The following is a 25,316-nucleotide window of genomic DNA, read 5'->3' as shown; positions in this document are numbered from 1 at the left end:
GATCGGAATCATGCAGCGCTCCTGTTCATGGTCGCAGGCTGGTCGACGATGGATGGACCGGGAAACATCCAATTTGCAAAAGATTGAGGGGGCCAGTAGCGATCAGTGCGCCGCGCTGGCGAGCGCGGCTATCGCCGTGCGGCCTTCCTCCTCGGTCAGGCTGGCGAAACCGATCCTGAGGCCACGCGGCGCGTCTTGCGACGCCATGAAGGATCGCGACCGTGCGAAGCGCAGCCCCATTGCCGCCGCGCGCGCCTCCAGCGCGGTGAGATCGCCCCGGAAACGCAACCAGAAGGCAAGGCCGCCATCGGGCAGCCGGTAATCGGCGATCCCCGCGAGACTGCGGTCCATTTCCGCCGCGAAGGCCGTGCGCCGCTGGGCATAGATGCGCCATACCTTGCGCGCATGGCGGCGCAATTCGCCGCTCTCGATAAGTTCGGACGCGACATCCTCGGTCAGGCTGTTGCCCATGCCATCGGTCAGCGAGACGGCGTGCGCCAGCGCGTCGATCACCGGCTCGGGCGCCGCGACATAGCCGATACGCAAGGCGGGCAGCAGCAGCTTCGACAGCGATCCGACATAGAGAACCTGGCCCGGCGCATAGGCGGCCATCGGCAGCAGCGGCTGGGACTGGAAGTGAAACTCATGATCATAATCATCCTCGATGATCGCAAAGCCATATTGGCGCGCCAGATCGAGGAGCTTGAGGCGGCGTTCGGGCCGCAGCGACACCGTCGTCGGAAATTGATGGTGCGGCGTGACGAACAGCGCGCGGATCGGTTGCCGGCGGCAGACCTGCTCGACCGCGGCCACGTCGATGCCGTCGCCGTCGAGCGGAACCGGCACGATCTTCGCGCCCAGCGCGCGGAAGGCGGCGACCGCGGGTTCATAGGTCAGCTCCTCGACGATCACGGTATCGCCGGGCCGCAGCAGTATCTGGCCCGCGACGAAGATGCCGTTCTGACTGCCCCGGGTGATGCAGATGTTCGCCGCGGCGACGGTGAGGCCGCGCTGGCTGCGCAGCATCGCCGCGATGCTCTCGCGCAGCAGCGGTGAACCGCGAGGATCGCGATATTGGAAACCGTTGGTGCGCGATGCACGGTGGGCGGCGGCGCGGTAGGCGCGGCTGAGCAGTTCGGCCGGAAACAGCCGCCCGTCGGGCGCGCCTTCATCGAGTTTCAGGCCGGGCCCCTCGGGTAGCGCCAGCGGATGCTCGGGAGGCCTGGCATAGCTATAATGGATCGCCGGATCGACGCCGGGTGCGACGGCGGCCGGCTCCGCGGCTTTGGGTGCGGGCGTGGGCAGCGAGGCCGATACCATCGTGCCGCGCGTGCCGGCGGAGGTCAGCCAGCCCTGCGCGATCAGATCCTCATAGGCGAGCACGACCGTCTTGCGGTTCACCCCCAGCAACGCGGCGAGCTGGCGGCTGCTGGGCAAATAGGTGCCGGACACCAGCCGCTGCCGCTCGATGTCGCGGATCAGCGCCTGGATGATCTGCATATAGATCGGGACGTTCCCCGCCGGGTCGATGCGTTCGCTCAGGCTGATCTGCCATGGCCGCAGCATTGGCCCCCTCCATAACCATGTTTCGAACGAATGGATGGTCCAGTGTATAAGCGGCGACCAGGCGCGGCAAGGCGGTGACTGGACCCGCATGTTTTCCGTAATTGGGGTTTGCCGTCAGACATCGGCGCTGAAAAAAGGGCGCAAACCATAGGGACACATCGAACGTGACCGACCCACAGGCACAAAACCCTTTCGAGCGCCATTCGCATGACGATGTGCGCGCCCTGATCGGCGACTATCCGCTGGCATGGGTGGTCGCACAGGGCGGTGATGGCGACGAATCCAGCCTTTTGCCGCTGATCGGCGTCTATGGCGCGGATGGCGCGCTGGTCGAGTTGATCGGCCATATGGCGCGCCGCAACCCGCTGCACGCCGCGCTTGCCGCCGATCCACGCGCGCTGATCCTGTTTCAGGGGCCGCAGGCCTATGTCTCGCCCGATCAGGTGGGACGCCGCAACTGGGGCCCGACCTGGAACTATACCCAGCTCCGCATCCGCGCCGAGATCGAATTCACGCCGGACGAGACCCCGGAAGCGCTCGACGTGCTGATCGACGCGGTCGAATGCGACCGGGCGGAGCCCTGGAACGCCGCGGAACTGGGCGACCGCTACCCCGGCCTGCTCGGGGCGATCATCGGCTTCCGCGCGCGAGTGGTCTCGGTGCGGGGCAAGTTCAAGCTCGGCCAGGACGAGGCGGCGGTGGATTATCGCGGCATCCGTGCTACGACCCGCGACCCGGCCATGCTGCACTGGATGGACCGGTTCAACGGGAGGAAAGGTGCATGACGATCCTGCTGGTCGGCTGCGGCCGCATGGGCTCGGCGATGGCAAAGGGCTGGATCGGGCGCGAACGCGTGCTGGTCCACGATCCGGTGGCCGAGCCGCCCGAAGGCACGGAACGGCTCGATATGATTGATCCGGCGAAACTGCCCGATGATCTCATCCTGGTGCTCGCGGTCAAGCCGCAGGTTTTCGCATCGGTCGCGCCGATGCTGCGGCCGCTTGCCGAGCGTGGCGCGCTGGTGCTGTCGATCATGGCGGGCGTGACGCTCGCGGGCTTGCAAGGCGCGCTGGGTGGCAACGGACGGATCGTCCGCACCATGCCGAACACGCCTGCGGCGATCGGCGCGGGCATCACCGCAGCGGTGCCGGGCGCGGGGGTCAGCGCCGCCGATGTCGAGACGGTCGGTCAGCTGATCGCGGCGACCGGTGCGCTGGTATGGCTCGACGAAGAGGGCGATCTCGACGCGGTGACTGCCGTGTCGGGCAGCGGCCCGGCTTATTTCTTCCGCTTCACCGAGGCGCTGGCGAGGGCGGGGGAGGCTGCGGGCCTGTCCTCCGATCTCGCTATGCGGCTGGCGCGCGCGACCTTCACCGGCTCAGCCGCACTTGCGGGGCGGGACGATGCGCCGCTGTCGGCGCTGCGGGTGCAGGTGACGAGTCCGGGCGGGACGACCGCCGCCGGGCTGGCGGTGATGGACGCCGATGGCGCGATTGATCGGCTGGCCGGCGATGTGGTCGCGGCAGCGGCACACCGCTCGCGCGAACTCGCCGGATAGGTCGCGCTCAGTCCTCGCCGGCGGTCCTGATCACGCCGGCGTCGATCAGCGTATCGATCGCCGCATCGTCATAGCCGCAATCCGCGAGGATCGCGCGGCTGTCGGCACCGAGTGCGCGCGGCGCGGTATCGGGCAGGGGCGCTATCCCGTCGAACAGGACCGGCTGCGGCAGCGATCGGGCAATGCCGTCAGGATAGCCTTCGGGAACGTTGAAGAAGCCGATCTCTTCCAGATGCGGATCGTCGAGCAGTTCGGCGGGCGTCGCGATGCGCGAGCAGGGGATGTCGAGAGCGGACAGGGCCTCGATCCAGGCATCGGTGGTGCGCCCGGCCAGGCTGGCCGAGAGCAGCTGATAAAGCTGGCCGATATGCGCCTGCCGGGTGTTGGGATTGCGGAACCACTCCTCTTCGCAAATGTCGGCGCGGTTGATCTCGCCCAGGAAGCGCTGCCACTGGTCCTTCGTATAGGGCAGCACCGCGATCCAGCCGTCCGCGGTGCGGTGCGGACGGCGGTCGGGTGACAATAGGCGCGGATAGCCGACCGCGCCATCATCGGCGAATGTCGCCCCGGCGAGATGTTCGTTGAGCAGGAAGGCGGTCATCACCTCGAACATCGGCGCTTCGATGCGGATCGGCCCAACCTGGCCCCGCGCACGCGCCACCAAAGCGGCAAGAATGGCGTAGAGGGCGTGCAGCGCCGCGACCTTGTCGGCGATGATCGTTGGCATGAACTGCGGCTCGCCGCCCTTCATCGCCGACAGCCCGGCCAGACCGCTCGCCGCCTGGATGATGTCGTCGAAGGCGGGGCGGTCGCGATAGCGGCCCCGCTGGCCGAAGCCGATCGCCGCGCAATAGATGATGTCCGGCTTGATCGCGCTGACCGTGTCGAAGCCGATGCCGAGCCGCTCCGCCGCGTCGGCGCGCATATTATGGAAAAAGACGTCGCTGCGCTCGATCAGCTTCGCGATGGCCGCCTGACCCTCCGGGCGCTTGAGGTCTATCGCCAGCATCCGCTTGTTGCGATTGTTGCTCAGGAACAGTGAGCCGCCACCGGCGCCCTGGGGATGCGCATAGCGTGCGATGTCGCCTTCCAGCGCCTCCACCTTGATGATTTCCGCCCCCATGTCGGCGAGCATCTGGCCGACATAGGGGCCGAGTACCACGGCCCCGATTTCGATGACCTTCACGCCTTTCAGCAGCGGAACCACGCTTTGCCCTCCCGTGAGGATGTTGACATTAATTTCTATATGGAGACAATAATGTACACGAATAGAAATTGAAAGGCATGAGCCGATGGCTGCACCGTTCCGATTCGACCGTCTGTTCATCGGAGGCGAGTGGGTCGAACCGATCGATGGCGGGGTGCGCCCCAGCATCGATCCATCGACCGGCCAGCCATGGGGGGATGTCGCTTATGGCGGTCGCGGGGATATCGATCGCGCTGTCGCTGCGGCGAAGGCCGCGTTCGAGGGGCCTTGGCGCAGGATGCCGCCATGGGAGCGCGCGGCGCTGTTGCGCAAGTTCGCCGATCTCTACGCCACCCGGGTCGATGATCTCGCGCGCGTCGAGGTGACCGACAACGGCCGCGCAATCCGGGAATCGCGCGCCGACATCGGCATCCATTCCCAATATTATCATTGGTTCGCCTCGTTGGCCGACAAGCTCGGCGGGCGTACCATTCCGATGGACGACAGCGTCCATGCCTTCACCTCGCGTTTGCCGATCGGCGTCGTCGGCGCGATCATGCCGTGGAACGTACCGCTGATGGGTGCCGCCTGGAAGCTGGGGCCCGCGCTCGCGGCGGGCTGCACGGTCGTCCTCAAGCCCGCCGAGACCACGCCCGCGTCGTCGCTCGCGCTCGCGCATCTGTTCGAGGAGGCGGGCTTCCCGCCGGGCGTGGTCAACGTCGTTCCCGGCGATGGCCCGGTTGCCGGAGCGCGGCTGGTCGAGCACCCCGACGTCGCGAAGATCAGCTTCACCGGGGAGGGCTCCACGGCGAAGGCGATCCTCAAGGCGGGCGCGGACACGCTGACGCGCTGCACCTTCGAACTGGGCGGCAAGGCGCCGCACATCATCTTTGCCGATGCCGACCTGGAAAACGCGCTGAACGCCGCCACCGGCTCGGCCTGGGCACTGTGCGGACAGACCTGCGCGCTGGGCAGCCGCGTGCTGGTAGAGCGCCCGATATATGATCGGGTGGTCGAGGCGTTCCGCGAACGCGCGGGCCATGTCCGCGTCGGCATGCCGCTCGACCCGGCGACCCATATGGGGCCGCAGGCGCATCTCCAGCAGCTCGAAAAGACGCTGTCCTATATCGATATCGGCAAGCAGCAGGGCGCGGAACTCGCCGCCGGCGGTTCTCGGATCGAGCGCGACGGCATGGCGGGGGGCTATTTCGTCGAGCCGACCGTCTTCGCCAATGTATCTCCAGACATGCGGATCGCGCAGGAGGAGATTTTCGGGCCGGTCGCATCGCTCATCCCGTTCGATGGCGAGGATGAGGCGGTCGCGATCGCGAACGGCACTAGCTACGGCTTGGCCGCTGGCCTCTGGACCCGCGACACCGGCCGCGCTCATCGCGTCGCCGCGCGGATCGAGGCCGGCATGGTCTGGGTCAATACTTATCGCTACATCCGCTGGTCGACCCCCTATGGCGGCGTCAAGGCCAGCGGCTGGGGCCGGGAGAACGGGATCGAAGGGCTCGACCCCTTCCTCGAGACGAAGACCACCATCGTCTCGACCACCGGCACCTTCCCCAATCCCTACGCGAACTGAGGAGAGAATTTCATGCGGCTTCAGGGCAAGCTGGCGATCGTGACCGCCGCGGCATCGGGCATGGGCCGCGCCGGGGTCGAGCGGTTCGTGCGCGAAGGCGCGCGGGTCGCCGCGATCGACTTCAACGGCGCGGCGCTCGACGCGCTCGTGGCGGAGATCGGGGCGGACAAGGTCGTCCCGATCGTCGCCGATCTGAGCACGCCGGAGGGCGCGCGCGACAGCATCGATCAGGCGGTCGCGGCGCTCGGCGGCGCGGACATCCTCTGGGCGCACGCCGGCATGCCGGGCCCAGCGTCGGTCGAGAATCTCGACATGGCCGCCTATGACAAGGCGATCGCGCTCAACATCACCTCGGCGACGCTCGGCGCGGGGCAGGTCGCGCAGCATATGCGCAGGCGTGGCGGCGGATCGATCATCTTCACCGCGTCGGTATCCGGCCTGGTGGGGTCGATGATGAGCCCGATCTACTCCGCCGCCAAATGGGGCGTGGTGGGGCTCACCAAGTCGCTGGCGCTGGCGCTGGCGCCCGACAATATCCGCGTTAACGTCGTCTGTCCCGGTCTGGCCGATACGCCGATGAAAGTGGGTTTCACCGGCCGCAGTGGCGATCCGGCGGAGGCCGCGGCCAACGAGGCCAAGCTGATGGCCAACGTGCCGATGGGCCGCCTGGTCAAGGCGGGCGAGGTCGCCGACGCTGCGCTGTGGCTCGCCTCTGACGAAGCGAGCTTCGTCACCGGCGTCGCGCTACCGGTCGACGGCGGCTTCACGGCGCGCTGACGATGTGCGGCCGCCCGATTCCTTTCGACAAGGCTTTTCCGGGCGGACCGCTTGCGTCATATCGCGATGTGCCGCCTCGCGCGCGGCCCTGTTTCCTCGAATCTGGTGATCGCTCCCATGTTAGTGCGCCAAGCCGCCAATGCATTGCAGATCCTGGAATATTTCGCGGAGCGGCTCCGCCCGGCCAATGCCGCGGAGATTGCCGACGATCTCGGCTGGCCACGGTCGAGCACCTTCAAGCTGGTCGGAACGCTGGCGGCGAAGGGCTATCTCTACGAGCCGCGCGGGCGGGGGAATTATTATCCGAGCCCCCGCTGGCTGGTCCTGGCCGAGAAGGTGGCGCGCGCCGAGCCATTGCCCGCCGAACTGCACCGGCTTGTACAGGACGTCGCCGCCGCGACAGGCGAGACGACCGCGCTCGTCGCCCCAGCGGGGGTCGATGCGATGTTCGTCGATGTCGAGGAATCGCTCCAGCCGGTGCGCTATTTCGCGCGGGTCGGCGATCGGGTGCCGATCCACGCCAGTTCGGCGGGGCGCGCGCTGCTGGCGCAGATGAGCGCCGAGGAACGCGACAGCCTGTACCGCAAGATCGACTTCAAACCCTATTCTCCGACCGCGCCGATGTCGGTCGAGCGCGTCGAGGCCGATCTCGCCGAGGCGGCGGCGCGCGGCTATCACCAGAGCAATTCGGAATATACGCCCGATCTGGCGGGCGTCGCCTTGCCGATCCCGTGGCGGGAACGGCGCCTGTCGATCGTGGTCGTCGGCCCGAAGTCGCGCTGTCTGGAGCAGCGGCCCACCATGGCTGCCACGGTGGCGGCGCACCTCGCGGGGCTGCGGCTGGATATAGCGGCGAACTGACCGTCATCCATCGTTGGAACAAGAACCGGCCGACTCGTTGAGCACGGCCCGCTGGTCGTTGGGAGAGAGGGATATGCGCGAGGATATCGGGACGTTGCTGGCGGCCGCGCCGATGCGCCGGCTGCAGATCATGGTCGTGGCGCTGTGCATCGCCCTCAACGCGCTCGATGGCTTCGACGTGCTGGCGATCAGCTTCGCCGCCCCGGGCATCGCCCAGGAGTGGGGGATGGACAAGGCCGCGCTCGGGATCGTGCTGTCGATGGAATTGTTCGGCATGGCGGCGGGGTCGGTGCTGATCGGCAACCTGGCCGATCGGATCGGGCGGCGGCCCGTGATCCTCGGTTGCCTGACGGTCATGGCGGCGGGCATGTTTTGCGCGACGGCGGCTAACGGATTGGTGATGCTATGCGTGACCCGCGTGATCACCGGACTCGGCATCGGCGGCATGATCGCGTGCACCAGCGCTATGGTGGCCGAATATTCGAACGATCGCCGCCGCAATCTCAACGTCGCGCTCAACATCGCGGGCTATTCGACCGGGGCGATCCTGGGCGGGCTCGCCGCGGCGGCGTTGCTCGAAGCGGGGCATAGCTGGCGCGCGCTATTCCATTTTGGCGGGATCGTGACGCTCGTGGCGCTACCGCTTGCCTTCTTCTTACTGCCCGAATCGATCGGCTCACTGCTCGCGCGCCGTCCGGCCGGGGCGCTGGAGCGGATCAACACCATCCTCGCCCGGCTGCGCCATGCGCCGCTCGACGAGCTTCCCGCGCCGGCCGCCAAAGTCGAGCGTCCGTCGTTCCGCACGCTTCTGTCCGGGGAATATGGCCGCGCCACGCTGTTGCTGACGGTCGCCTATTTCGCGCAGATCATGCTGTTCTACTATGTCGTCAAATGGATACCGAAGATCGTCGTCGACATGGGCTTCGATGCGGCATCGGCCAGCCGGGTGCTGGTCGGCGCCAATATCGGCAATCTTTCCGGTGCGATCCTGATCGGCATCGCGGCGCAGCGTTTCAGCGTCCGGCCGCTGGTGATCGGCGCGATGCTGCTGGGTTTCGTCGTGATCAGCCTATTCGGCCTGGGCAGCGGTGATCTGACCCGCCTGACGGTCATCGCCGGGGTGGCGGCCTTTTTCATCAATGCGGGCGTGGTCGGCCTCTATCCGATCCTCGCCGGAACCTATCCCGCGGCATTGCGGGCGAGCGGAACCGGTTTCGTGATCGGTATGGGCCGGGGCGGATCGGCGCTCGGGCCGGTTGTCGCGGGCGCCCTGTTCGCCGGGGGCGGGAGCCTCCTGACCGTCTCGATGACGATGGGAGCGGGAGCGCTGATCGCCGCGGCGATGCTGTTCCTGCTCCCGGCGGTGCGCGAACAGGAACAGCCGGCGGGTTAATTACCCTCGATGATCGCCTTCTTCTGCGCGTTGCTCATCGCGTCGGCGTTGACATCGGCATCGTCGATCGCCTTTTCCTTGGCATCGCCCGCCGCACGGACGGCGTCTGCCTGTGCTTCGGTCGCGTCCTTGGCGGTGCCGGTCATGGTGTCGGCGGCTGCGTCAAGCGCATCGGCGCGGTTATCGGCGGCCTTCTCCGCCTGATCGCCCAGTTTATCATCCCCCTTGCCGCCGCATCCGGCGAGGGTGATGGATGCCGCGGCTACGGCGGCAAGCATAAGATTTCGCATGGGGAACTCCTCCGGCAAGACCCGAAGCACAGCGCATGCGTGCGGCGAAGGTTCCGTCAGACGGCGGGTTTGCGGGACGCTCTCGCCTTCGCCGGCTTGGCCGACGCGTCGGTGGGATAGGGCATCACCATCGTGCCGTCCGGCGCCGCGGTGAAGGTCGTCTGCGTGAGATAGGCGAAGTCGATCCCCTCCGCCGCGAACCGCTCTAGCAGGGTGATGCACACTTCGTGTCGGACATGGTTGAACACCTCGCCATCCTCGTCGATCACGTCGAAGACCAGCTCATAGTCCAAGCTCGAAGCGCCGAGATTGACCATGCAGCAATGGAGGAAAGCGCTCTTGTCCTGTCGGGTCACGATCTCCTTCACGATGTCGGGAATGCGGCGGCAGAGCGCGGGCGGCGTCTGATAGGTGACGCCGATCATCAAGGTCGCACGGCGCCGCATCGTGTGGGCGAGGTTGTGCAACTCCTTGTTCAGCAGATTGGTGTTCGAGATCACCACCTCCTCGCCCGTCGTGGCGCGGACGCGTGTCGTCTTCATGCCGATCGCCTCGACGGTACCGGTCGTCTGGTCCCATTTGACGGTGTCGCCGCGGCGGAACGGCCGGTCGAAGATGATTGCAAGGCTGGCGAACAGGTCGGAAAAGATGCCCTGCGCGGCAAGGCCGATGGCGATGCCGCCGATGCCGAGGCTGGCGACGAGGCCGGTGATGTTGACGCCGACATTGTCGAGGATGACGAGCATCGCGACGATGAAGCAGACCGACGTCACCAAGAGGCGGATGATCCCGATCGCCGATGCCAGCGTCGATGCGCCGCCCTCCTCGTCTCCGGCGCGATGCTCGACGATGCCGATGATCAGCTCGCGCACCCAGAGGGCCGCCTGGATCGCGGTGGCGACGATGAACAGGAATCGGATCGTGTCGTTCACCATCGCGGGCGGCTGCGCATAGCCGCTGACGATCCGGGCGGAGAGCATGACGATGAAGAACAGGTTGGTCCGCGTGATCGCGCGGCCGACGATGCGCGGCCAGTGGCCGAGATGCTGGCGGCGGCACAGGCGCGCCCCCAGCATGCGCAGGCCATAGAGCAGCGCGATGATGACCGCCCCCGCCGCACAGGCGATCGCGATGTTGAAATAATGGCTGGAAATCCAGGCGAAGGTCTGATCCCAGAACAGCTGGATGTCGGCTGCCGACTGGATCAGCGGAGCATTGCCGTTGTCGATGTCGGCTGCGTTGCCGGTCTTGTTCATGCGGTGACTCGAACTCTCATTTCTGGCTTACAGAGCCCCAACGGGGCTGGGTGCGGCGGCGTTCCGCCATGGAGGGCACGGGTTCGGCGACATCGGCGTCTTCGGGCTGTTCCTTGCCGTCAGGTTGATGTTCGGGTTCGGCCTCGATGTCGCGCTTGCGTTTGCGAAACGGATTCCAAGCGCGTTTCTTGACATAGGTTTGAACATAGCGGTCGAAGCCGATTTCCACGGCGACGATGAAATAGATGAAGGGCTGGAAGGCGATGCCTACGAACGAGCTGCCGAGCATGTAGATCAGATGCGCGTTCTGAAGCGCGCCGGCCAGCGGCGCGACCCATTTATTGTCCCCTTCATGCTTCGCGTAGGTTCGTCGGATGACCTCCATGCGGAATATGCCGATCAAGTGGATCATGAGGAACAGGGCGAGCCCCGGATAGCCCTGTTCACCCAGCATCTCGAAATAGGCGTTGTGGAAGGAGCGGCCGACGTCATAGCCGATCACCTTGACCAGCGTGCCGTCGGCGGTCTTGTAGCTCATGTCGATTTCGAGCTTGTTACCGATATAGGCATTGAACCCGCCGCCCAGCGGATTGCGGCTGGCATAATCGATCGTCCATTTCCACACCGCGATGCGGGTAGCGGCCGAGGCGTCGGCCTTATAGGTGCCGATCGTGTCCATCCGCTCGGTGTAGCTTTTCGGCAGGAAGGGAATACCGGCGATGACGATGCCGGCCATGATGCCGAGATACAGCATCCGCCGCCGCGCGGCGCGCAGTTCCATGAGAGCCATCAGGACGATGCAGAGCAGGCCCGTGCGCGTCTGCGTACCGATCGGGATCAGCAGGCAGGCGAAGGCCAGCGCGTACCAGTAAAGGCGCGCGAAGATCGACGGCGGCACGATCGTCGAATATTTCGACATGTAAAGGATCAGCGGAATCGAGCAGATCGCGAAGGCCGAGATCGTACTGCTCTCATACATGCCGCTGTTGTTGGCGACCATCAGGTTGAGCGTGCCATAGCCGCCACCGCCCGCCAGCGTCTTCGCTCCGCCCACCACGGCGATCGACGAGATACAGAGCAGCATGAACAGCAATATGCCTTCGATGCGGACGCGGGTATAAAGCGTCATCGGCATGAATATCGCGAAGACCAGCGCCTTCCAGACCCAGTCCCATTTTTCATAGGCGGCGTCGGGGTGATCGGCGGTCAACGTCGTGAAACCGCAGAGCAGTAGCAGCAGCACCATCATCACCTGCCGGGGCGTCGGCTTGCTCAACGTCTTGTCGTCGTTGATCGCCCAGCCGAGAAAGGAAGCGGTGAAGAAGATCAGCGAGACCGGAACCGAGCTCAGCAGATAATAGGACAGGCGCTGCGGCGAGACGATGTCGACATAGATATAGGCGCACAGGAACAGGAACGGCCGGCGGAAGCCAAGCACGGTGATCATCACCATGAAACCGATGAGGAAAAGGTCACGCACGGTTCGAGCCGGGCCTGGCTTCACCGGTTTCGACTCCGGCGCGTTTCGGGGGCTGCTGCTTCTTGGGCAGGATCTGTTTGAAATGGCGTCCCGACTGGATCGGCTCGACGTTCAGATCGGGATGGAGCATCAGCTTGATGGCGACGAAACCGAGCAGGAAGTGCGCCAGCAACAGCGATAGCGTGTCTATCATCGGCGCAGCCCCGAGTTGAATCCGGTTGACAATCAAAGCCTCTTCATGCGCGTTCGGCGCACATGAAGATCCTCCACGTCCTCGATCATAGCCTGCCCATTCACAGCGGCTATACTTTTCGTACCCGGGCGATCCTCAAATCGCAGATCGCGATGGGCTGGGAGGTGCGCGGGGTGACCGGACCGCGTTACAATGCGACCGCGCCCGATCCGGCGGAGGAAGAGGGATTGATCTTCCACCGTACCCCGCCGGTCAAGCCTGCGCGGACGCCGGTCGGCGAGTGGCGCGAAGTGCGGGCGCTTACCCGGCGTGTGGCTGAGGTTGCGGCCGCTTGGCGGCCCGACATCATCCATGCCCATAGTCCGGCGTTGGTAGGCCTCGCCGGGCTGCGCGCCGCGCGGCGGCTGAATATTCCTTTCGTCTATGAGATCCGCGCCTTCTGGGAGGATGCGGCGGTCGGCAACGGCACTGGGCGGGCGGGATCGGCGGTCTATCGGATCACCCGAATGCTCGAAACCCACATCGTCCGCCGCGCCGACGCGGTGGCGGTGATTTGCGAGGGGCTGCGATCCGATCTCGTCGCGCGGGGCATCGCCGCGGACAAGATCATGGTGTCCCCCAACGGCGTCGACCTCGACCTGTTCGGGGAACCGCCGCCGCCGGATCGCGCGCTGGCCAGCGCGCTTGGGCTGGAGGATGCCGACGTCATCGGCTTCATCGGCTCCTTCTACGATTATGAAGGCCTCGACGACCTGATCGCGGCGATGTCGATGCTGGTCGCGCGCCGTCCGAAAGCGGCGCTGCTCCTGGTCGGGGGCGGGCCGATGGAGACTGCCCTTCGCGCCCAGGCGGCGGCGTCGCCGGCCGCGGGCAATATCCGCTTCGTCGGTCGTGTTCCGCATCAGGAAGTCGAGCGTTATTATAGTCTTACGGATATTCTCTGCTATCCACGCAAGGCGATGCGACTGACCGATCTGGTGACCCCGCTGAAACCGCTCGAAGCGATGGCGCAGCGGCGGCTTGTCACGGCATCGAACGTCGGTGGACATCGCGAACTGATCGAGGACGGCGTGACCGGGACCCTGTTCGCCCCTGACGATCCGGGGGCCATCGCCGACGCACTGACCGCACTGCTCGACGATCGCGCCCATTGGGACGAGCGCCGTAGCGTCGCGCGCGCCTTCGTGGAACGCGAGCGTAACTGGGGCGTCAATGTCGCGCGCTACCGCCCGGTCTATGAGCGGCTGCTGGCTCGTTAGGCGGACGGAAATTGTTCTGATCCTATAACGGATCAAAGAGAATCCAAATTTTGCCGTAATATAAGGCGATAGATTGTCGAATATGGGCTTACCGATGGTGCAGAAGGACACGCGGCGGCGATCCAGCCTGATTTTGGGCATCCTGCTGGCGTTGCTGCTGGGGGTCGCGGCGGGGCTGTTCGTCCTTGCGGTGCCCGTCCGTATGCTCGAGACGGTGACCACCTTCACCCGCCTGTCGAAACTGATGGTCCAGGCCGAACCGCCTATCTCGCCAAGCGACAGGAGCTTGCTGGCGGTGTTGGCCGGCATCCTCACATCGGGCATCGGCTGGGTTCTGGTCGATTGGCTGCTGTTCGGCCGGGCGGGTCTGAACAGGCTGATCAAGCCGCGCGAAGACGAATATGAAGACGAGGATGGCGACAGCTTTCGTCCAACCGATCCGCTCGACCTCGTCTCGCCGGTTTCGCTGCCGGTGCCTGAATGGACGCCGTCGCCGGCTGGCGACACGCGCCGTCCGCTCTCGGCGCGCACCGACATCGGCGATCCTCCGAAGCCTGCCACGCCCTTTGGCGGGGGCGAACCGCCGCTCAATCCGTTCGGTCAGATTTTGCCCGGCGTTGGTGGCTCCGCCCCGCCGCTTCAGCCGGTGGTTCCACCGCTCGGCCAGCTACCCTTGGGTGGAGGCTGGGGTAGCCCAGACCCAGACGCCTCCGGCGCGGCGCCGGTTGCATCCTGGCCCCCGCTCGACTTCATCACCGGTGCGCCAGCGCCCCAGGCTGGCGCTCCGGAGCAGCGTGCGCCGGCCCCGACGGGCTGGCTGCCCGTACCCGGGGCCCGGCCCGATGGCGGGCAGCCGGGTTTCGAGGCCAGCCATCCGGTGAATGCTCCAGTGCCCGTCGAGCCTCAGCCTGCTGTGATACCGCCTTTGCCGGTTCCGCCCGCACTGACGCCAGTGTCCCAGAATGAGGCCGAGCCGCCACAGCCGCCGGCTTTTCCTGCCCCTCGGGAAACATTTGCTGCCCCGCCGCTCGAACCGCTGACGCCGCCACCGGCCGCGTTCGAACCGCCGGTTGCGCCGGCCCCCTTCATCACACCGGTCCTGGCTGCGGTCGAGCCCGCGCCGGCTGCGCCCGATCCCGTAGTGGCTCCGGTTGCTCCCCCCATGCCCGCGCCAACGCATGCTCCGGCTCGGGAATCCGCGCCTGCCAGGGGGCCTTCGGAAAGCGGTTTCGACAAGGCGCGTCTCGAGGAGTTGCTCGTTCGGCTGGAGCGCGGGCTCGAGCGGCGGCGGGCTGCGGCCGCGGCTGCCGCGACGGCGGTTTCCGCTCCGGTCAAGCCTGCGGCCCCCGTCGCCGCGCCCGTGGCCGCTCCGGCGGCGCATCCCGTACCAGCGCCGGCGTTCAGACCGGAGGCGCCGGTCGAGCCGCCCGTTGCATATGCCGCGCGGATGCCGGACGTCCCGCCCGTCATACCGGCTTACACGCCGCCGCCGGCTGAGCCCGCGCCGGTCTTCACCATCGCGCCTTCGATAGCGCAGCCGCCTGCACCGGAGCCCGCGCCGGTCGCCGTGCCGACGATCGCGCTGCAAACGCCGGAAACCGCGGCGCGCAATGACGGCATGCTCGACCAGCCCCTGCATGTGACGCTGGATCTGCTGCGCAGCATGGTGAAACGCTGACGGTTAGGGGGCTTCCCGCCGCTCAGGCCCGAATCGTCAGAGCGTCGAGCCGGACTACGGCGTCACCGGCTTCGCGATCTATCCCGATTATGCTGATCTCCGCGATCAGATGGCCGGGAATCTCGAACTCGGGCGCCGCGATCTCGGCGGACAAGGCCTCGATCGCCGCATCGACACGGTCTCCACCCAGGCGGATTTCGATCCGGTGCCGTCCGCCGTCGAACAGCAGGCTTTGCCATGAAGCGCTGTCGCTTCCTTCAAGCGAAAGATCGGCGAGAGCGCCGCATCGCCGCCGGATTCGCCCGGCGATAGCCTTGACAGCATCCGCCATCAGCGCTGCCCGGGCGCGTGGGGGTGGTCGCTCAGATAGGCGGCGACCCGCTTGACGGTCGCGTCGCGCGGTTCGCGGCCCCGGCGCAGCATCGTGACGAAACACGGATCGCCCACCGCGTCACGCCCGAAGCGCGAGGCGGTCACGCCGCTCTCCCGCAGATAGCGCTCGATGGTCGATAGCAAATGCATGGTCCTTGTCCTCCTCGACTCATGTGTTCGCTATATGTTCTTTTTTGATTCCCTACTTGTCTAGGAAAAATCCTATCGGTATTGGATGGAGATGGCCGATGAAGTCCGTGAGGCGCTCGACGCCCTGATCCGCAAGCATGGCGAGGATTACAGCGCCATATCGCGGCTGCTCGGCCGCAACCCGGCCTATATCCAGCAATATATCAAGCGCGGCACACCACGGCGGTTGTCGGAGGAGGACCGGCTGCGGCTGGCGGCCTATTTTCGCGTGCCGGAGGAACGGCTGGGCGGGCGCTCCGGTGCCGTCGCGGAGCCCGCGCCTGGGTTGCTGGCTGTTCCCCGGGTCGATATCGGCGCGTCAGCCGGCCCCGGCGCAGTCGCCGAGATCGAGGAGCAGGGGCCGCCGATCGGTTTCGATGCCGCGACGCTGCGGGCGCTGGGAGTGAAGCGGGCCAGCCGCGCCTCGATCATCCGCGTGACGGGCGCCTCGATGGAACCCACGCTGCAGGACGGCGACGACATATTGGTCGACCGCGATGCCGTGACGATCCGCTCGGGGGCGATCTATGTGCTGCGGCTCGATGATATGCTGGTCGTCAAACGGCTGGTCCGCGAGGGGGCGGGGCCGCTCGTCATCCGTAGCGACAATGACGCTTACCCGGATATCGTCGATTATGATCCCGCTGCGCTGGCCGTGATTGGCCGGGTCTTGTGGTGCGGGCGGAAGCTTTAGCGGCGCGTGCGATCATAGAGATATAGCGCCAGCGAGATCGCGACGCCGATCGCGGTGCCGGTCACCATGCCGATCGACGGCTGGCCGAAATGATTGCCCGTTATCGCTCCGGCCAGGATCGAGAAGGCGATGATCGCGCCCCCGGCGCGCGAGGCGTTGCCGCTTTGCTGTTCCATCCGCGCCCCATGCCACGGCAGGCCGGATTGCGCCAGATATGTCCCGGGCGTGTCATATCGGGACGGCCTGTGCCGCTGCGGGATTTGGTAAACCCATTGTCGACCATTCAAGTGGCGGAACTCCGCCATTTTTCATTTTCTGGCACATGGCTTGAGTGGTGAGGGGCCTTAGTATGCTTACACCGGGGTCACTCGCTTGGAAGAGTTGTTCTATATCGCCAATCGCAGCAGCATCGCCCAGGCCGAGGATCTCCTCGCTCAATTCGGCATGATGGCGATCGACGAGGCGGCGGCGCGCAGCCGTCATTATCGTGAACTCGGCAACGCGATTCGTTTCTGCGAATGGCGGCAGATCGAACGCTTCCTGCTGGTGCTCAGCCAGGAGGCGGCGGTCGGGACTGTCCACTAGGCATTGGCCGATACCGCGCGTGCGCCGCGCCCCGCTGCTCCGCACGTTTCGACTACGCTGAATCCCGGATCGGCCAGCATCGCGTCACTAGCCTCTGGCGGGCGGCACGGGCTGTCGCTAGGGTCGCGCCATGAGTGCTCCCCGCACGCTGCCCCGTGCTCCCTCGATCATTCTGGGTGCGATGATGTGCGTGTCGGTTGCGGCACAGGCGCAACCCGTCGCGCCGCCCGCCGGGGATCAGGCGGCGCTGCCCGATCTCGACCCGTCGAGCGAGATGGCGCCGCTGCCCGACATGGAGGTGGCCTGGCCCGATCCGCTCGATGCTGCCGAACCTGCGGAGACTGGAACGGCCGCTACGCCGACGCCTACTGAAGCACAGGCTGCCGATTCCCAGGCCGATCGCCGCTACCGGGTCGCGATCGACGGGCTGAGCGGGCAGGAGGGGCTGCCGCCGGAAACCGAAACGTCCATCCGTACCCGCTTCCGCACGCTGTCCGCGCTGGAGGAGGGCAAGGGCGCCGGCAACACCGCGCAGATCGATCGGCGCGCGCGTCAGGACGAGGCGCTGCTCGAGCAGCTGATGCGCGCCGCCGGCTTCTACGACGCCGACATCACCACGCGGATCGAGGACGAGAGCACCGGGCGGCTGGCGGTGACGCTCAACGTCGAACCGGGCGCGCTGTACACGCTGTCGGCGATCGACCTGCCCGGCATCGAGCAGGCAGGCGGCGATGGCGATGAGCTTCGGCGGGCCCTTGGCCTGGAGGTTGGGGGCCCCGCCGATTCGGACCGGATCGCAGCCGGACAGGCCGCGCTGAAGGCCGAGCTGGGCCGCAAGGGCTTCGTCTTCGCCAAGGTCGGCGACCCGAAGCTCACCGTCGATCATGACGAGCATCATGTCGCCTTGGCGATGCAGGTCGACAGCGGCCGCGCGCAGCGGATCGGCAACATCGTCATCGAAGACCGCAAGCTGTTCAGCGCCAAGCATCTGGGCCGGATCGCGCGCTTCAGGTCGGGCGATGTCTATGATGCGGCGAAGATGGACGATTTCCGCCGCGCGCTGATCCAGACCAGCCTCGTCTCTTCGGTCACGATCAAGCCGGTTGCCACCGCCAATCCCGAAGTCGTCGACATCGCTGTCAAGCTGGAGCCTGCGCCGCCGCGCACCATATCGGGTGCGATCGGCTATGGCACCGGCGAGGGCTACCGGCTCGAGGCCAGCTGGCAGCATCGCAACCTGATCCGGCCCGAGGGCGGCGTCACCTTCCGGGGCGTGCTGGGAACGCAGGAGCAGTCGCTGGGCGCGGTGCTTCGCCGCAACAATTACAAGGCGCGCGACCGGGTCCTGACCGGGCAGCTGCTGTTCAGCCATCTTCAGGAGAATGCGTTCGAAGCGCGTTCGGTCACGCTCGCAGCGGGTCTGGAGCGGCAGACCAACATCATCTGGCAGAAGAAATGGACCTGGTCCTACGGCGCGGAGCTCACCGCATCGAAGGAAGATGATACCGTCAAGGCCACCGGTGCCCCACGCCGCCGCCAATATCTGACCGGTGCCTTACCATCGAGCCTGTCCTATGACGGATCGGACGACCTGCTGAACCCGAGCCGGGGCTATCGGCTGGCGGCGCGCGTTTCGCCCGAATTGTCGTTGCAGGGCAGTGCCTTCGGCTATGTGAAGGCGCAGGTCGACGGCAGCACCTATCTGCCGGTTGGCGGGCGCACGGTGATCGCGGGCCGGGCGCGGCTGGGTTCGATCATCGGCGCATCGGCCGAGCGGATCGCGCCGACCCGGCGCTTCTATGCGGGCGGCGGAGGATCGGTGCGCGGCTTCGGCTATCAGAAGATCGGGCCGATCGACGTCAACGGTGATCCGGCGGGCGGGCGCAGCCTTGCCGAATTCTCGATCGAGGCGCGCGTCCGCTTCGGCGACTTCGGCGTGGTGCCGTTCCTCGACGCGGGCAATCTCTATTCGGCGAAGCTGCCCACCTTCCGCAACCTGCGCTACGGCGCGGGCCTCGGCGTGCGCTATTATACCAGCTTCGGGCCGATCCGCGTCGACGTTGGCACGCCGATCGACCGCCGCAAGGGGGATTCGCGGGTCGCGATCTATGTCTCGCTGGGGCAGGCCTTCTGATGTCGGGCGAAGCCGCCATGGTCGGGGATAGGGTGAGCGGCTGGGGCCGCCGCCATCCCGTCCTGCGCGTTTTCGCTATCGGCCTGCTGTCGGTCCTGCTGCTGCTGTCGACGGCGATCTGGCTACTCGACAGTGGTCCCGGCCACCGGCTGATCATCGACCGGATCACCGCGTTGAAGCCGTCGTCGGGCCTGCGGATCAAGATCGGGCGGATCGACGGGTCGATCTGGAACAGGGCGCGGCTGCGGGATCTGCGCCTCTATGACAGCCAGGGACTATTCCTCGAAGCGCCGGAGATCGACCTCGACTGGCGGCCGGCGGCGTGGATCGCCAATAAGCTGTGGATCCGCAGCGCCGAGACCGATCTGCTGATCCTGCACCGTTTGCCCAAGCTGAAGCCGTCGCCGAAGAAGGGGCCTTTGCTCCCCGGCTTCGACATCCATGTTGGCAAGCTGGCGATTCGCCATCTCCGCCTCGATCCGCCCGTCGCGGGACGGCGGCTGGTCGCGCGGATCGAAGCGGAGGCCGACATTCATGATGGGCGTGTCCTCCTCAAACTGGCGGGGTCGTCCAATGGGCGTGATCGGGTACGGCTTCAGCTCGATTCGGAGCCCGATCGCGATCGTTTCGACATAGACGCCAAGATCGAAGGGCCCGCCGATGGGGTGATCGCTGGCGTCACGGGATGGAAACGGCCGGTCGACGGCGTCATCTCGGGAACGGGGACATGGAGCGGCTGGAAGGGTCGAACGACGCTCGACGTCGGCGACATCCGGCTGATCGAACTGGGCCTGACCGCAGACCACGGAAAATATGCGCTCGCCGGCCAGCTTGCGCCGAGCAGCTTCCTCAAGGGCAAGCTCCAGCGGCTCACCGCGCCGGTCGTCCGGATCAGCGGAGCGGCGACGCTGGCCGAGCGCAAGCTCGAGGGCAATCTGGCGGTCGACACGCCGGCGATCAGCTTCGCGGCGTCGGGCACGCTCGACCTTGCCGAAAGCGCCTTCATCGGCGTGGTCGTCGACGGGCGACTGCTCAAGCCGCCCGCGATGTTTCCGAATATGACGGGCCGCAACATAAGGCTGCACGCAACCTTTGACGGGCCGTTCGGCACCGCTGCCTATGGATATGCGCTGACCGCCGATCATGTCGCGTTCGACAATACCGGCTTCGATGTCGTCCGCGCTGATGGCAGAGGGCATCTTTCGAATGCGCTGGTGAAATTGCCGGTGCGCCTGTCTGCCCGGCGCGTTACCGGCGTCGGCGATGTTGCGGGGGGCATTCTCGGCAATCTCAAGGTCGACGGCGTGCTGCTCGTCACGGCGAATATGGTGACTGGCAACGTACTCAAGCTCAGTTCGGACAAGCTGAGCGGCAAGCTTTCGCTGCGCCTCGATCTGCGCACCGGTCAATATGACGTCGCCCTGACCGGCAAGCTGCTTCGCTATTTCATTCCCGGCATCGGAATTGTCGACGTCAATTCGGAGCTCAAGGTCGTGCCCGGCGCGAATGGGCGGGGGACGATGGTCGCGGGCCGGGGGCGGGCCTGGGTGCGCCGCTTCGACAATGCCTTTCTGCGGTCACTGGCGGGCGGCCTGCCGTCGATCGACACACGGCTGCGGCGCGGGCCCGATGGCGTACTGCATTTCGAACGGCTGGTGCTGACCGGCCCGTCGATCTGGCTCATCGGCAATGGCTTCCGCCGCCGCGACGGCACCTTCTATTTCAAGGGCAGCGGCACACAGGCGAGCTATGGCCCGGTACAGCTGACCCTCGACGGCAATATCAGCCGGCCGAAGATAGACCTGCTGCTCGCCGCGCCGATCGAGGCGCTTGGCCTGACAAATGTCGCGGTGAAGCTTGATCCGACCCCGCAGGGCTTCAGCTATGCCGCGACAGGCGGATCGCATCTCGGCCCCTGGGACAGCAACGGCGCGATCCTGCTCCCCGCGGGTCAGCCCGCCACGATCGCGGTTGCCGAGGTTGCGGTGAGCGGCGCCAAGGGCGGCGGCACCCTGCGATCCGATCCGGGCGGCTTCACGGGACGGATCGACCTGGCGGGCGGCACCATGACCGGGCCGCTGCTTTTCTCGGTCGAGCGCGGCCTGCAGAAGATCGAGGGGCATCTGCGCGCGCAGCGGGCGAGCTTCGCCGGCCCGATGCCCTTCACGGTCGGGCGCGGGCGGATCGACGGCACCGTGCTGCTCGATCCGGCGGGCGTCCAGATCAACGGGACCGCCAATGTGCTGGGTGCGACGATGAACGGCGTCAGCCTGGCGCGCGGCCGGGCCGAGATGCGGATGAACGGGGGCAGCGGCAGCATCACCGCCAATCTTTCGGGATCGCGCGGGCGCGGCTTCCAGTTGACGGCGGTCAGCCGCTTCACGCCCGAGAATGTCACGCTGACCGCCGAAGGCGCGATCGATCGCCGCCCGATCCGGCTGGAGACCCCGGCGGTGCTGCATCGCGACGGCGATGCCTGGCGGCTCGAGCCGACCCAGCTCGCCTTCGCAGGTGGAAAGGCGACCCTGGCCGGCCGGTTCGGCGGCGCCGCCAACGAGGTCCGGGCAGGCGTCCAATCGATGCCGCTGTCGGTACTCGACATCTTCTTCCCGCAGCTCGGTCTGTCGGGCATCGCGACGGGCGACGTCGACTACCGGCTCGAACGCGGCGCGCGCATCCCCACCGGGCGGGCGAATCTGAAGATCGCCGGGCTTTCGCGCTCGGGCCTGGTGCTCACCTCGCGGCCTGCCGACGTCGCCGTATCCGGCGTCCTGACCGACCGGGTCGCGGCGGCGCGCGCGGTTGTGTCAAGCGGCGGCAAGGTGATCGGCCGGGGGCAGGCGCGGATCACCAATCTGCCGGTCGGCGGCGCGCTGCCCGATCGGTTGCGCGCCGGCAACCTGTTCGCGCAAATTCGGTATGGCGGCCCGGCCGACACATTATGGCGGCTGATCGGAATCGAGACCATCGACATCTCGGGGCCCGTCTCGATCGGCGCCGATATCAGCGGCACCGGCGCCAACCCGGTCATCCGCGGATCGCTGCGCTCGACCGATGCGCGGTTGGAAAGCGCAGTGACCGGCACGGTGATCAACAAGATCGCGGCGGCGGGCCGCTTCGACGGCTCGCGGCTGCTGATCGACAAATTATCGGGTCAGACGCGCGGCGGCGGCACCGTCGCCGGCCGGGCGACCTTCGATTTCGCCGGCGGCAAGGGGCTGGGCATGGATGTTGCGATCGACGCGAACAATGCACTGCTGCTCAGCCGCGACGATATCGGCGCAACGCTCACCGGGCCGATGACGATCAAGTCCGACGGTAACGGCGGAACCATCGCCGGCGACATGCGGCTGGTGCGCGGGCGGTTCCAGCTCGGCCGGGCGGCGGCGGTCGCGGCGATTCCGCAGTTCGAGACGATCGAGCTCAACCGCCCCGATGACGACGGTGTGGTCGTCCGCCGCGCGCCATGGCGGCTCGACATCAAGCTCGACTCGCGCAACCAGCTGGCGGTGACCGGCCTCGGCCTCGACAGCGAATGGCGCGGCAAGCTCGATCTCGGCGGGACGATCGACAATCCTGCGATCACCGGCCGGATCGATCTCGTTCGCGGCGGCTATGAATTCGCCGGGCGGCGCTTCGATCTCGACCGCGGCGCGATCCGCTTCCTCGGCGAAGCGCCGCCGGATCCGCTGCTCGACATCCAGGCCAAGGCCAATCTCAACGGCGTCAGCGCGACGATCACGGTCAGCGGTACCGGTCAGAAGCCCGAGATCAACTTCACCAGCATTCCCGCGCTGCCCGAGGACGAATTGCTGTCGCGGCTGTTGTTCGGCACCTCGATCACCAACCTGTCCGCACCCGAAGCGCTGCAGCTGGCCGCGGCGGTGGGCTCGCTGCGCGGCGGGGGCGGGGGGCTCAACCCGATAAATGCGGTGCGCCGCGCCGCCGGGCTCGACCGGCTGCGCATCCTGCCCGCCGATCCGACGATCGGCGCGGGCACCGCGGTGGCTGCGGGCAAATATATCGGGCGGCGCACCTATGTGGAGGTGATCAGCGACGGGCAGGGCTATTCGGCGACCCGCGTCGAGTTCCAGATCACCCGCTGGCTGTCGCTGCTGTCGAGCATCTCCACCATCGGGCGCCAGAGCGCGAGCGTGAAAGTGTCGAAGGATTATTAGCCGAAGCTGTGCTTGAACTTCACCATCGGCAGGATGTGCCGGTTGCGGATGCGGAGTTCCTGGCCGCTCGGATCGGGATTGGTCCGATCCGGCGTGAAGAAGGTGCGGCGGCGGCCGATCTTCGCCTGGAGGATGTTGCCGAGCGTGAGGTTCAGCGTCGTGCGCGCGCTGGGGCGATATTCGGCGAAAATGTCGACGGTCGGGTCTTCATAGAAGCGGTCGAGTTCGTCACGGCGGAAGGCCGTGGCATGCGTGACGCCCTCGGCTTCTATGCCCCAGGCGAACCGGCCGAGATCCTGCCGGAACTCCGCCTCATAGGCAAAGGCGCGATGTTCGGAGAAGGGGCGGCTGCGCAGCGTATAGGGATCGGTCACCGAACTGCCGACATAGGATCCGTAGAGGGTCAGGCGTCCGCCCTTCACCCCGAAACGGCCGAGCGGAGCATCGAGTTTCGCCCGCGCAATCCATTGCCTTGCGCTGCCCAGATTGCCGGGGGCGTCGAAGCCCTCGGGCGTCGGAATGCGGTCCTGAAGCTTTGAGATGCGATTATGGCCCAGCTCGATCTTGATCAGGCCATTGCCCAATATCGGCCGCTCGACCGTCGCGAGCAGCTCCCAGGCGCGCTGCGGCACCAGATCGGCGTTGCCGCCCTCCACCTGTCCGCTCGACAGGGTTGCCACGCTGATGAAGTCCTCGAACTGCAGTTGCGCGACGGTTCGCGCCAGCGATAGCTGCGCATGCCAGCCGCCACCCGAGCGCCAGTCGAGCGTTGCCTTGGGCTTCAGGAAGCTCAGCGACCGGTCCGCGCGGGCATCGCCGCGCACCGTCAGCCTCGACGTCTCATAGGTTAGCCCCAGGTCGAGGCGCAGCCGTCCGGTCAGCGGACGGCCCGCATTGACGAACAGCTCGCCGCGCTTCTCGCGCACCACCGCCTGATCGATCGGCAGGTCGATGCGGCTGCGCGTGCCGTCGGCGGCGACGTCGAACAGGCCGACATCGCTGTCGAGCTTGTTGAGCACGCCTTCGGCGCCCAGCTCGACCGACCAGCCGTGCAGGTCCGCGCGGTTCCAGACGAGCCGCGCGAGGCTCTCCGCCTTCTCGTCTTCGAGCGATTGTTCGGATCCCCCGGCGACGACGCCGCCGGGACGGAACAGCGCCACATCGTCATTGTCGCGCTTCCGCCGGGTGATCAATCCGATAAGCTTGATTCCCCCGCCCGCCAGCGGCCGCGTCACGTCGCCGCCGATCTCGAAATCGCGGCGATGGTAGCGCTGGGTGAGGATGTCGTTGCGGGCGGGGGCGCCGACCGGGGTCACGGCGTTGCTCTGGTCGAGGTAGAACCAGTCGCGCGAATAGCGGCCGTTGAGATGGGCGGTGCGACTCGTGCCGTCGTCGAAAGCCCATGATCCCGACACCGACGCATAGGGTTCCTTCTGCCGATTCAGCTTCACCCGTGATTCGCGGAGCGCGCCGCCGGGCAGGGCGGTGATCGTGTCGGTGCCGCCATCGGCGGACTGGTCGTTGGTCAGCGAGGCCGAAACGTTGAAACTCGACCGGCCGCGCTTGACCAGCGCCGATGCGCTGCCCGCCGGAAAATAGCGCCCGCTGAAGTCGCGCTTCAGACTCGCCTCGACCGTTCCGGCGATGCCGCCGGCGTCGCTGAGAATCAGGTTCAGCACCTGCGCCTTGGTCGAATATTCGGATCCGAAGCGCTCGCCCGATCCTACTTCTACCCGCAGCACCCTGTTGGCCGGGATCCGCGCCAGGATCACGTCGATCGTCTCGGACTTGGAACTGGGGCGTTGGCCGTTGATCACGACATTGCCCGCAGCCTGGCTGAAACCGCGAATATCCTCCTCGACCTTCTCCAGCACGAAACCGGGGACGCGGTTGACGATCTCCAGCGCATTGGCGGGCGAGAAGGTTGCGAAGAAGCTGACGGGATAGACCAGCTGACCCTGTGTTCGGCTGACCTGCGCGGCGGCTGGCGCAGGCATGGCAAGCAGCGCCGCCGTCACGGCGAGGAAGCGAAGGCGGGCCGTCACGACGGCGTATGAGGCTTTGCTGACACCCCATCGC

At 66.6% G+C, this 25,316-nt stretch carries 22 protein-coding genes; 12 read left to right on the top strand and 10 right to left on the bottom strand.

What is annotated here, in order from left to right:
* Positions 1-102 precede the first annotated feature (102 nt).
* Positions 103-1,566, bottom strand: a complete 1,464-nt coding sequence (locus ASE00_RS05410) for a PLP-dependent aminotransferase family protein (protein WP_056378122.1) — start codon at positions 1,564-1,566, stop codon at positions 103-105.
* Between the two features lie 164 nt (positions 1,567-1,730).
* On the opposite strand from ASE00_RS05410, the gene ASE00_RS05405 reads away from it, so the two are divergent.
* A complete protein-coding gene (locus tag ASE00_RS05405) occupies positions 1,731-2,351 on the top strand; it encodes an FMN-binding negative transcriptional regulator (protein WP_056378121.1) in 621 nt (206 codons plus the stop codon).
* Complete coding sequence (gene proC / locus ASE00_RS05400; protein WP_056378120.1) at positions 2,348-3,124, top strand: pyrroline-5-carboxylate reductase; 777 nt, start codon at positions 2,348-2,350, stop codon at positions 3,122-3,124. Before ASE00_RS05405 ends, proC begins: the two co-directional genes overlap by 4 nt.
* Positions 3,125-3,131: 7 nt before the next feature.
* On the opposite strand, the gene ASE00_RS05395 is transcribed toward proC, so the two are convergent.
* Positions 3,132-4,331 (bottom strand): CaiB/BaiF CoA transferase family protein, encoded by a 1,200-nt coding sequence (locus ASE00_RS05395; protein WP_056378119.1) that lies wholly within the window; start codon positions 4,329-4,331, stop codon positions 3,132-3,134.
* Positions 4,332-4,416: 85 nt separating this feature from the next.
* On the opposite strand from ASE00_RS05395, the gene ASE00_RS05390 reads away from it, so the two are divergent.
* From ASE00_RS05390 to ASE00_RS05375, 4 genes are all read left to right on the top strand, one after another.
* Complete coding sequence (locus tag ASE00_RS05390) at positions 4,417-5,898, top strand: aldehyde dehydrogenase (protein ID WP_056378118.1); 1,482 nt, start codon at positions 4,417-4,419, stop codon at positions 5,896-5,898.
* 12 nt (positions 5,899-5,910) lie between these two features.
* Entirely contained in the window at positions 5,911-6,675 is a 765-nt protein-coding gene (locus ASE00_RS05385) for an SDR family NAD(P)-dependent oxidoreductase (RefSeq protein ID WP_056378117.1), read from the top strand.
* A 117-nt stretch (positions 6,676-6,792) separates the two neighbouring features.
* Entirely contained in the window at positions 6,793-7,536 is a 744-nt protein-coding gene (locus ASE00_RS05380; protein WP_056379344.1) for an IclR family transcriptional regulator, read from the top strand.
* Positions 7,537-7,609: 73 nt separating this feature from the next.
* Positions 7,610-8,929, top strand: coding sequence for an MFS transporter (locus ASE00_RS05375; protein ID WP_056378116.1), 1,320 nt, complete (start codon positions 7,610-7,612; stop codon positions 8,927-8,929).
* On the opposite strand, the gene ASE00_RS05370 is transcribed toward ASE00_RS05375, so the two are convergent.
* The 4 genes from ASE00_RS05370 to ASE00_RS05355 are packed head-to-tail and all read right to left on the bottom strand — an operon-like array spanning position 8,926 to position 12,148.
* Positions 8,926-9,219, bottom strand: coding sequence for a hypothetical protein (locus tag ASE00_RS05370; protein ID WP_056378115.1), 294 nt, complete (start codon positions 9,217-9,219; stop codon positions 8,926-8,928). The genes ASE00_RS05375 and ASE00_RS05370 overlap by 4 nt on opposite strands.
* Positions 9,220-9,275: 56 nt before the next feature.
* Positions 9,276-10,475 carry a mechanosensitive ion channel family protein gene (locus ASE00_RS05365; RefSeq protein WP_056378114.1) on the bottom strand — a complete coding sequence of 400 codons (1,200 nt, stop codon included), beginning with the start codon at positions 10,473-10,475 and terminating at the stop codon, positions 9,276-9,278.
* 16 nt (positions 10,476-10,491) lie between these two features.
* Positions 10,492-11,955, bottom strand: coding sequence for a putative O-glycosylation ligase, exosortase A system-associated (locus tag ASE00_RS05360; RefSeq protein ID WP_056378113.1), 1,464 nt, complete (start codon positions 11,953-11,955; stop codon positions 10,492-10,494).
* Complete coding sequence (locus tag ASE00_RS05355) at positions 11,948-12,148, bottom strand: hypothetical protein (RefSeq protein WP_056378112.1); 201 nt, start codon at positions 12,146-12,148, stop codon at positions 11,948-11,950. Before ASE00_RS05355 ends, ASE00_RS05360 begins: the two co-directional genes overlap by 8 nt.
* A gap of 62 nt (positions 12,149-12,210) precedes the next feature.
* On the opposite strand from ASE00_RS05355, the gene ASE00_RS05350 reads away from it, so the two are divergent.
* Positions 12,211-13,407, top strand: coding sequence for a TIGR04063 family PEP-CTERM/XrtA system glycosyltransferase (locus ASE00_RS05350; protein WP_056378111.1), 1,197 nt, complete (start codon positions 12,211-12,213; stop codon positions 13,405-13,407).
* 94 nt (positions 13,408-13,501) lie between these two features.
* Entirely contained in the window at positions 13,502-15,085 is a 1,584-nt protein-coding gene (locus ASE00_RS05345) for a hypothetical protein (RefSeq protein ID WP_056378110.1), read from the top strand.
* Between the two features lie 22 nt (positions 15,086-15,107).
* On the opposite strand, the gene ASE00_RS05340 is transcribed toward ASE00_RS05345, so the two are convergent.
* A complete protein-coding gene (locus ASE00_RS05340; RefSeq protein WP_056378109.1) occupies positions 15,108-15,416 on the bottom strand; it encodes a hypothetical protein in 309 nt (102 codons plus the stop codon).
* Positions 15,416-15,607 carry a hypothetical protein gene (locus ASE00_RS05335; RefSeq protein ID WP_056378108.1) on the bottom strand — a complete coding sequence of 64 codons (192 nt, stop codon included), beginning with the start codon at positions 15,605-15,607 and terminating at the stop codon, positions 15,416-15,418. Before ASE00_RS05335 ends, ASE00_RS05340 begins: the two co-directional genes overlap by 1 nt.
* Positions 15,608-15,692: 85 nt before the next feature.
* Between ASE00_RS05335 and ASE00_RS05330 the strand changes: the two genes are divergently transcribed.
* A complete protein-coding gene (locus ASE00_RS05330; RefSeq protein WP_056378107.1) occupies positions 15,693-16,340 on the top strand; it encodes a helix-turn-helix transcriptional regulator in 648 nt (215 codons plus the stop codon).
* Here ASE00_RS05330 and ASE00_RS05325 read toward each other — a convergent pair.
* Positions 16,337-16,516 carry a hypothetical protein gene (locus tag ASE00_RS05325; RefSeq protein WP_056378106.1) on the bottom strand — a complete coding sequence of 60 codons (180 nt, stop codon included), beginning with the start codon at positions 16,514-16,516 and terminating at the stop codon, positions 16,337-16,339. The genes ASE00_RS05330 and ASE00_RS05325 overlap by 4 nt on opposite strands.
* Before the next feature lie 196 nt (positions 16,517-16,712).
* Here ASE00_RS05325 and ASE00_RS05320 point away from each other — a divergent pair, with 196 nt between their 5' ends.
* From ASE00_RS05320 to ASE00_RS05310, 3 genes are all read left to right on the top strand, one after another.
* Positions 16,713-16,925 (top strand): hypothetical protein, encoded by a 213-nt coding sequence (locus tag ASE00_RS05320; RefSeq protein ID WP_156405276.1) that lies wholly within the window; start codon positions 16,713-16,715, stop codon positions 16,923-16,925.
* A 130-nt stretch (positions 16,926-17,055) separates the two neighbouring features.
* A complete protein-coding gene (locus tag ASE00_RS05315) occupies positions 17,056-19,059 on the top strand; it encodes an autotransporter assembly complex protein TamA (protein ID WP_056378105.1) in 2,004 nt (667 codons plus the stop codon).
* On the top strand, positions 19,059-23,237 hold the full coding sequence (locus ASE00_RS05310) for a translocation/assembly module TamB domain-containing protein (protein WP_056378104.1): 4,179 nt from the start codon (positions 19,059-19,061) through the stop codon (positions 23,235-23,237). The genes ASE00_RS05315 and ASE00_RS05310 overlap by 1 nt, the downstream gene beginning before the upstream one ends.
* Here ASE00_RS05310 and ASE00_RS05305 read toward each other — a convergent pair.
* A complete protein-coding gene (locus ASE00_RS05305) occupies positions 23,234-25,282 on the bottom strand; it encodes a TonB-dependent receptor (RefSeq protein ID WP_156405275.1) in 2,049 nt (682 codons plus the stop codon). The genes ASE00_RS05310 and ASE00_RS05305 overlap by 4 nt on opposite strands.
* Positions 25,283-25,316 lie beyond the last annotated feature (34 nt).

Origin of the sequence: Sphingomonas sp. Root710, assembly GCF_001429065.1 — a bacterium.
GTDB lineage: Bacteria > Pseudomonadota > Alphaproteobacteria > Sphingomonadales > Sphingomonadaceae > Rhizorhabdus.
Note: the sequence above shows the minus strand (reverse complement) of the source record. Positions and strands in the feature narration are given on the sequence as shown.